Source organism: Actinomadura sp. 7K534 (genome assembly GCF_004348575.1).
Lineage (GTDB): Bacteria > Actinomycetota > Actinomycetes > Streptosporangiales > Streptosporangiaceae > Spirillospora > Spirillospora livida.
In genome coordinates, this window is sequence record NZ_SMKB01000026.1 from 44,461 (window position 1) to 51,523 (window position 7,063).

The following is a 7,063-nucleotide window of genomic DNA, read 5'->3' on the forward strand; positions in this document are numbered from 1 at the left end:
CTTGTCACGAGTCATCGTGTGTCCGTCCTTGCTTCTGGGTGGTCCGACGGCTGCGCGGGAGCGGACACCAGCTGGCATTAGGGGTCGGCTTTCCGGCAAGGAGGCCGGGAAGGTCGCTGATTCGGTTGATCAATGTGATGTGTGGGGGCAGGTGAGTGCGGGCGGCGATCGGTCCGAGCAGGACGGCGCGGATGCCCAGGGCTGCTGGGGCGCGGACGTCGGTGTCGATGTTGTTGCCGCACACCAGCAGCTCGCCGGGGCTGATGCCCAGGCCGTCCAGGACGTGCGTCCAAAAGGGCGGGTGGGCCTTGCCGGTCGCGAGTTCGTGACTGAGATAGATCCTGCCGTCGAAGGCGCCGGCAATCCCGGCGGCTTCGAGTGCGCGGCGGCGGTCCTGGCCTGGTTTCGTGTCGGACACGAGGGCGAGGGTGACGCCGGCCCTGACCAGTTGGCGGACAGCGGCTGCGGCCTCAGCGCTGACCGGCCGCATACCCAAACCGGGGTCGACCCAGCCGTCCCCGCTGGTCAGCGTCCCGCCATAGTCAAGGCCGACATGGGTGATGCACCCGCCATAGCGAGACGCGCGGAACACACCGAGGTCATCGATGTTGCCGTTACTCATTTCTCTCCATGGGCGGTCTTGCCGGTGTAACCACCGCAGGGCTGTGTGTGGACGACACGCGCCGGTGACATTGGGTGGTTGGGTCGGCGGCTCGGTCAGGGGATGGCGCCGTGTGGCTGGTAGGGCTGGATTCCGCGGACCTGGGGGTACTTCTTGCCGCCTGCAGGACGTGGGCTGCCGTGAACCGGACCGGTTGCGCGAGGTCGAGGAGGATCGTGGTGTCCGGGAGGGCGTTGCGGTTGACGTGCCACTGCACGCCGCCCCGGTCGATGATGAAGGCGTAGTTCTCGTACGGGTGCCAGCGGTTCACGGTCCCGTACCGGTAGCCATCGGCGGCGGGCTTGGAGAGGGCGCCGGGGACCGGGTCGGTGAACGGGTAGGACAGCGGGTAGTCCGGCTCGATTGCGGTCGAGAGCAGGTCGCGCCAGTCGGGCGCGTAGGTCGCGGCCTCAGTGAGTTTGGGTGAGGTGCGGATCCAGCGCCGGCCGGTGTGATCGGTGTATCGGATCTCGGGGAGGCTGGGCACCACGACGGTGAGTCCGTCGCGGGTGAGCCGATGGACCAGGGGCAGCAGATCGTTATCGCCAGTGATCAAAGCCACCGCATCCAGTGCGCGGTCGGTGGCGTGCTGGTAGGTCACCTGCTTCAGCAGGGCGTCGGCGTTCTTCTCGCGGCCATCGACGACCAGGGCGTCATGGCGGACGATGCCGTAGCGGTCAAGGACACGGTCCCAATGCTCGCCAGCACCGCCCTTGCCGGGTTCGGGTCGGCCGAGCACGTAGTGCGCGCAGTCGAGGGTGACCGCATCGAGTGGATGGCCTTGCAGGTGCAGGAACCAGCGGATGACGTCGTGGACGCCGATAAAAGTCGGCGCCGAACGCCAATGGGAATTTCCGGCCAGGTATCGCCACAGGCCGCTGAACCATCCGCCGTCGTAGAAGACGCCGAGTCGGAGCTGACCAGTGTGGTGTTCGGGGTCGCGTATCAGTTTGCTCATGGGGTTGTTGGTCGTTGTGTCGTTGATCGGGAGCGGCGAGGTCGGTTTCCGTTTGGCCGTATGCGCGTTGAGGGTCATATGGATCGCGGTTTCAGGGGCGGACAACGGGAGGTGTCGTGCGACCCCAGGCCGGCGGGGTCTGTTGACGGCCAAAGGTCGCACGACGGCTCAGTGGATGACTCGGGACCGAGGCAGCGGTGGTGGCCGCAGGGGACGCGAGCTCATGCGGCGTGCTCTTGCGTGGCCGCGGACGGTGCTGTGACGGGTAGGGCAGTTAGGTGGGCAAGGCGTTCGGACCATTGGCCACGGTCGACACCAAGGGCGGATTCGGCGAGACGGTGGAGCTGGATGTCGCCGGTTCCGGCGGGGGCGTCGATGTGGAAGGCGTCGCGCAGCAGGCGTTCGATGGGGCGGTCGCGGCGGAGTCCGCAGGCTGCGTGGGTTCGTATCGCGGCCAGGGCTGATTCGATCAGGGACTCCACGCCCCGGTACTTGGCGCTGATCAACTCGTCATCACAGGCCAGCCCCTGATCGAGCATGTGGACGGCCTGGTAGGCCAATGTGCGGGCGGTCATCAGCCGCTCGCTGGTCTGTCCGATCCGGTGCTCGATGGTGGGCAGCGCGGACAGGGGGGCATCTCGGCGGTGGCGGTCTTTGGCGAAGGCGACGATCTGCTCTAGCAGCGCCTGATGGATGCCCAACGCGACCGCGGTCAGGTTCGGCCGCCCGTACAGGACCGAGGAGCTGTAGGCGACGTCGAGGCCCTGGCCCTGGTCACCGATCATGTTGGCGGCCGGGAGCCGTACGTTGTCCATGGTCAGGTCGCCGAAGGAGAAGCCGTGCAGTCCCAGCGGCGGCGCGTAGGGCACCAGCGTCAAGCCGGGCCGGTCGTGCTCGACCAGGAACGCCGACAGGCTCTCGGACCGCCGGGTGTCATTATCGCTGCCGGTGCGGACGATGACGCCGTGCACATGCCCGACGTGGGAGTTGCCGACGTAGAGCTTCCGGCCGTTCAGTACCCACTCCTCGCCGTCGCGGCTGGCGGTGGCCTGCATGTCGAGCACGTTGCCGCCGGAGCCTTCCTCGGTCACCGCGATGGTCGGCAAGCAGTCGCCTGCGGCGATGGGCGGCAGCCACCGCTGTTTCTGCTCTTCGGTTCCGTAGTGGAGGATCTTGGCTGCTCCGAGCTGGGACGCCTGAACCATGGCGCCCATCGCGCCCGACACCCGGGCCAGCTCTTCGATCACGATGGTCTTGGCCAGGTGACCGGCGCCCATGCCGCCGTAATGGCGGGGGATGGTCACCCCGATCCACCCCTGTCGGGCGATCAGAGCCGAGGTCTCGACGTCGACGGTCTGGGTGGACTCCATCCGGGCCACGCGCGGCGCGACCTCGGCGAGCGCGAAGGCCCGGACGGCCTTGCGCAGGCGCTGGTGATCGTCGGTCTCGAACACGGGACACCATCCCCTAATCAGTCATGGGAGTGAGCCCATTCCGGCAGACTCCCGGGCTGGTAGCCGCCGGCAGGTGAGCACTCACATCCCCAGGACCTGGAGTCCCAAGGAAAGATCGTGCCCCTGCCGGTCGGCCGGGAGAGTTGATCGCTGCTGGGATGTCGTGCCCCGCCCCGATCGGGCGTGAGCACTGTTTGATTAGGTCGCTGATGGTTCTCCCGCAGGCTGCTGAGCGGCGGTTTCGGTGATGGGAGAGGCGTTGCGACTGTTTGTTGGGGACGACTGGGCCGAGGCTCACCACGATGTCGAGCTGATGGATGCCGCCGGACGGCGGCTTGCCAAAGCTCGGCTGCCCGAGGGTGTGGTAGGGATGGCCCGGCTGCACGCCATGATCGGTGAGCAGCTTGGGGACGAGGCCGACCAGGCCGAGGTCGTGGTCGGGATTGAGACCGACCGCGGCCCATGGGTGCTGGCACTGGTAGCGGCGGGCTACACCGTGCTGGCGGTCAACCCGCTGCAGGCCGCGCGTTATCGGGAACGCCTGGCGGTGTCGGGCGCCAAGAGCGACGCGGCCGACGCGCACATGCTGGCCGACATGGTCCGCACCGACTCCCACCAGCTGAGGCCTGTCGCCGGAGATAGCGCGCAAGCCGAAGCGGTCAAGGTGGTCACGCGTGCCCACAAGACGCTGATCTGGGAACGTGGCCGCCATACGCAGCGGCTGCGGTACGCGCTGCGTGAGTACTTTCCCGCCGCATTGGAGGCCTTTGAGGACCTTGCTGCGCCTGACACGCTGGAACTGCTGGCCAAGGCTCCCGACCCGGAGTCGGCCGCCAGGCTGACGATCACGCAGGTCAGCGCAGCGCTCAAGAAGGCGGGCCGCTACAAGATCGCCGAAAAGGCCGCGCGAATCCAGGCCGCACTGCGTACCGAGCACTTGGGACAGCCCGCCGCGGTCACCGCCGCCTACGCGGCCTCGGCCCGGGCCCTGATTGCCGTGCTGGGCACCGTGAACCAGCAGGTCATTGCCATGCACAAAGAGGTGGAAGCCCATTTTGGGCGGCACCCGGCCGCTGAGATCATCCTCAGCCAGCCCGGATTGGGGCCAATCCTCGGCGCCCGGGTGCTCGCAGAATTCGGCGATGCCCCCGACCGCTACGTCACCGCCAAGGCCCGCAAGAACTACGCCGGCACCTCCCCGATCACCCGCGCCTCGGGCAAGAGAAAGGTTGTAGCCGCCCGGTTCGTGCATAACGATCGGCTCATCGACGCGCTGCTGATGCAGGCATCCATTGCGATTACCAAGTCGCCCGGCGCCCGCGCATACTACGAACGGCAGCGCGGACGCGATGCCAACTACAACACCGCGCTTCGCCAGGTCGCGAACCGGCTCGTCGGCATCCTGCACGGCTGCCTCAAGACCGGAACGCTCTACGACGAAGCGACCGCCTGGTCGCACCACCTTCAAAGCGCTGTTGCTTGACATCAAACCTCCTGGGATGTCTTTCCACTTGGGGCCACTGCCGGACGGTCGGATCCGGCAGACGTCATCGCTGCGGCGAGGTATCCGCCGCTCTAGCGCCGCGGCCGCCGGCGCCGGTTCGCTGGGCGAGCACGTCCATGAGTGCGTCACGGTGCCGCTTGATGAGCACGAGCGAGGTTTGACCGGTGTCCCTAGGGAGCGGCTCGGTGCCGATGACACACACAGTGCCCAGCACGGTCCCGGTCGGCTGGTTGATGAGTGGAGCTCCGGCGTAGGTGCGGACACCGAGCTTGTCGACCACCGGATTGGACGCGAAATGCGGATTGGCGCACACGTCGGCCAGAATCAGCGCCTTGGTGCGTTCGAGCATCTCCGGGCAGAACCCATGATCGGGCCGCATGATTCGGTCAACCGGCCGAGCACCGGGCGGGATATGCAGCCCGACGAACGTTTGCTCATGTTCGGTGAATAGGTTCACCATCGCGTAGAGGTTCTGACCGTGGTCGCCGAGTTCGGCAGCGAACGCGCCGGAGATCTGGGCGGCGAACCGGTCGAACGCGGTGTCCGGTTCGCCCAGGCCGAGTTCAGCGAGCGACCTCATGCGCTGTTCGGCCGTGTCGTGCCAGGTGGGGACGTGCGGTCCGGTGTCGGTGTCATACCTCATGCGGAAGCTTCCTGGGCGATGGGCTGGTGCGGCTGCTGAGGTGGGTACGGGCGGGCGAGTGCGTGGTCGACCAGGGTGAGCAGGACCGTGATGGCAGCGTGCGGGTCGCGGGCGTCGCAGCACACGATCGGCACGTGGCCGGGGATGTCGAGGGCTTGGCGGACCTCGGCGGGCGTGTAGTGGTGGGGTGCGTCGGCGAACTCGTTGATTGCGACCACGAACGGGATACCGTGCTGCTCGAAGTAGCCGACCGGGCCGAAGCTGTCGGTTAGCCGGCGGGTGTCGATCAGCACGACGGCGCCGACCGCACCGATGACCAGGTCGTCCCAGGTGAACCAGAACCGGTCCTGTCCGGGGGTGCCGAACAGGTACAGCACCATCTGCTGTTGTTGGTCGAAGGTGAGGCGGCCGAAGTCCAGCGCCACGGTGGTCGTGGTCTTGTCCTCCACTCCGGCGAGAGAGTCGATGCCGTCGCTGACCACGGTCAGTCGCTCCTCGGTGGTCAGCGGTTCGATCTCGCTGACCGCGCCGATCATCGTGGTCTTGCCGACACCGAACCCACCACTAACGATGATCTTCGCCGTTAAGGGCGCGGAATCGCGCCGGGAAAGTCCGGTGGTCTCAGCGTGGTCAGGCGACATCGGACAGCCTCGTTTCCAGGCCGGAACGCAGCGCCTCCAGCACCTGCAGATCGTCGGACGCTCCGGGGCCGGGCCGGGCGATGACCAGAGCACCGCGGTCGATCAGGTCGCTGATGACGATCTTGGTGGCCTGGACTGGCAGACCAAGGCGGGCTGCGATCTCGGCGACCGGGCAGGGCCGCGCCCGACACAGCTCGACCGCATGGGCGGACTCGGGGCCAAGCCCTTGGACGTGTGCGGTATCCGCGGCTTCCAACAGAGTCACAAGCCGCATCGAGTGCTGCGGGCGGGTCCGGCCTCCGGTTATGGCGTAGGGACGCACCTCTTCTGCGTCATAGGTCTCCCATGCCTGATCCCACTCGACAGCAGCGGCTGGTCTCGTCGCGGCTGCCATGACGGGGGCGTCTGAAGGGCGGTGGCCTGTTGGGTCGAGCATGGTCACCGGTCCCCGGCGGTGTCCCGGCCGCCGCGAGCCCGGGTGGTCAGGTGCTCGGCCACGCTCTTAACCAGCAGGGTTATCTCGTAGCCGACCACGCCGGGATCAGCGTCCGGCTCGGCCAGGACACCGAGTACACAGCCGACCAGGTCGGGTTCGGCACCCGGCCCGGTCATGGCGGCGAAATCGGCGCTCACCACGAACACGAGGACGCCGGCATCCTCGATGATGACCTGTCGGAATCCGCCGTCCTGAGCGCCGACGAGGGTGGCAGCGGACCGGGCGAGGGAGTGCAAGCTGGACATCCATGCGGCCGCGCGGTCCGCCCCAGCGGTGTCCAAGCCTGATACCGCCATCTTCAGCCCGTCCCGCGACACCAGCAAAGCGCCGGTGGCACCAGCGACCCGGTCGGCGAACTCTTGGAGAAGCCAACTCAAGCCGTCACCCGCTGGAACCGATGCAGCTCGAAGTGGTGAGGCTGCGGGAGCAGCGGTGGGCGGTGGTATGGGGGGCGTCATCCGAATCTCTCCGTAGGGCGTGAAACAGCCGATGTCCGGGGCGGTGATCATCTGGTCTCTGGGTCATTGGTGCGGCCTTGCCGCTGCTCGGCCTGGCCGCGCCGGACACCCGTGGCGAAGCGCGCCATCAGCTGCGGTGATGGCGGCTGCGCCGATACCGGCGCCGGGATGGGCTCGGCGGAAGGTGGTGGCACGGCTCCGGGGGCAGGGCGTGTCCTGGAGCGCCGGGGAAGCGGGGGGCGGTCACC

8 protein-coding genes are annotated in these 7,063 nt (G+C 67.5%); 1 reads left to right on the forward strand and 7 read right to left on the reverse strand.

From position 1 onward, the window contains the following. Positions 1–4: 4 nt before the first annotated feature. The 3 genes from E1266_RS08400 to E1266_RS08410 form a co-directional block, all read right to left on the reverse strand. Positions 5–622, reverse strand: coding sequence for an HAD family hydrolase (locus E1266_RS08400; RefSeq protein WP_132045485.1), 618 nt, complete (start codon positions 620–622; stop codon positions 5–7). Continuing rightward, complete coding sequence (locus E1266_RS08405; RefSeq protein ID WP_132045487.1) at positions 615–1,697, reverse strand: NYN domain-containing protein; 1,083 nt, start codon at positions 1,695–1,697, stop codon at positions 615–617. The genes E1266_RS08400 and E1266_RS08405 overlap by 8 nt, the downstream gene beginning before the upstream one ends. A gap of 143 nt (positions 1,698–1,840) precedes the next feature. Next, a complete protein-coding gene (locus tag E1266_RS08410) occupies positions 1,841–3,073 on the reverse strand; it encodes an acyl-CoA dehydrogenase family protein (RefSeq protein ID WP_243718292.1) in 1,233 nt (410 codons plus the stop codon). A gap of 247 nt (positions 3,074–3,320) precedes the next feature. Between E1266_RS08410 and E1266_RS08415 the strand changes: the two genes are divergently transcribed. Next, positions 3,321–4,556: an IS110 family transposase gene (locus tag E1266_RS08415; RefSeq protein ID WP_132045489.1), complete on the forward strand. Its 1,236-nt coding sequence runs from the start codon at positions 3,321–3,323 to the stop codon at positions 4,554–4,556. Positions 4,557–4,620: 64 nt separating this feature from the next. On the opposite strand, the gene E1266_RS08420 is transcribed toward E1266_RS08415, so the two are convergent. Genes E1266_RS08420 through E1266_RS08435 form a run of 4 tightly spaced genes read right to left on the reverse strand, consistent with a single transcriptional unit; the run spans position 4,621 to position 6,866 of the window. Continuing rightward, on the reverse strand, positions 4,621–5,220 hold the full coding sequence (locus E1266_RS08420; RefSeq protein WP_132045491.1) for a GAF domain-containing protein: 600 nt from the start codon (positions 5,218–5,220) through the stop codon (positions 4,621–4,623). Then, a complete protein-coding gene (locus E1266_RS08425; protein ID WP_132045493.1) occupies positions 5,217–5,861 on the reverse strand; it encodes an ATP/GTP-binding protein in 645 nt (214 codons plus the stop codon). The genes E1266_RS08420 and E1266_RS08425 overlap by 4 nt, the downstream gene beginning before the upstream one ends. After that, positions 5,851–6,255, reverse strand: a complete 405-nt coding sequence (locus E1266_RS08430) for a DUF742 domain-containing protein (RefSeq protein WP_132045495.1) — start codon at positions 6,253–6,255, stop codon at positions 5,851–5,853. The genes E1266_RS08425 and E1266_RS08430 overlap by 11 nt, the downstream gene beginning before the upstream one ends. A gap of 44 nt (positions 6,256–6,299) precedes the next feature. Next, on the reverse strand, positions 6,300–6,866 hold the full coding sequence (locus E1266_RS08435; RefSeq protein WP_207945499.1) for a roadblock/LC7 domain-containing protein: 567 nt from the start codon (positions 6,864–6,866) through the stop codon (positions 6,300–6,302). Between the last annotated feature and the right edge of the window lie 197 nt (positions 6,867–7,063).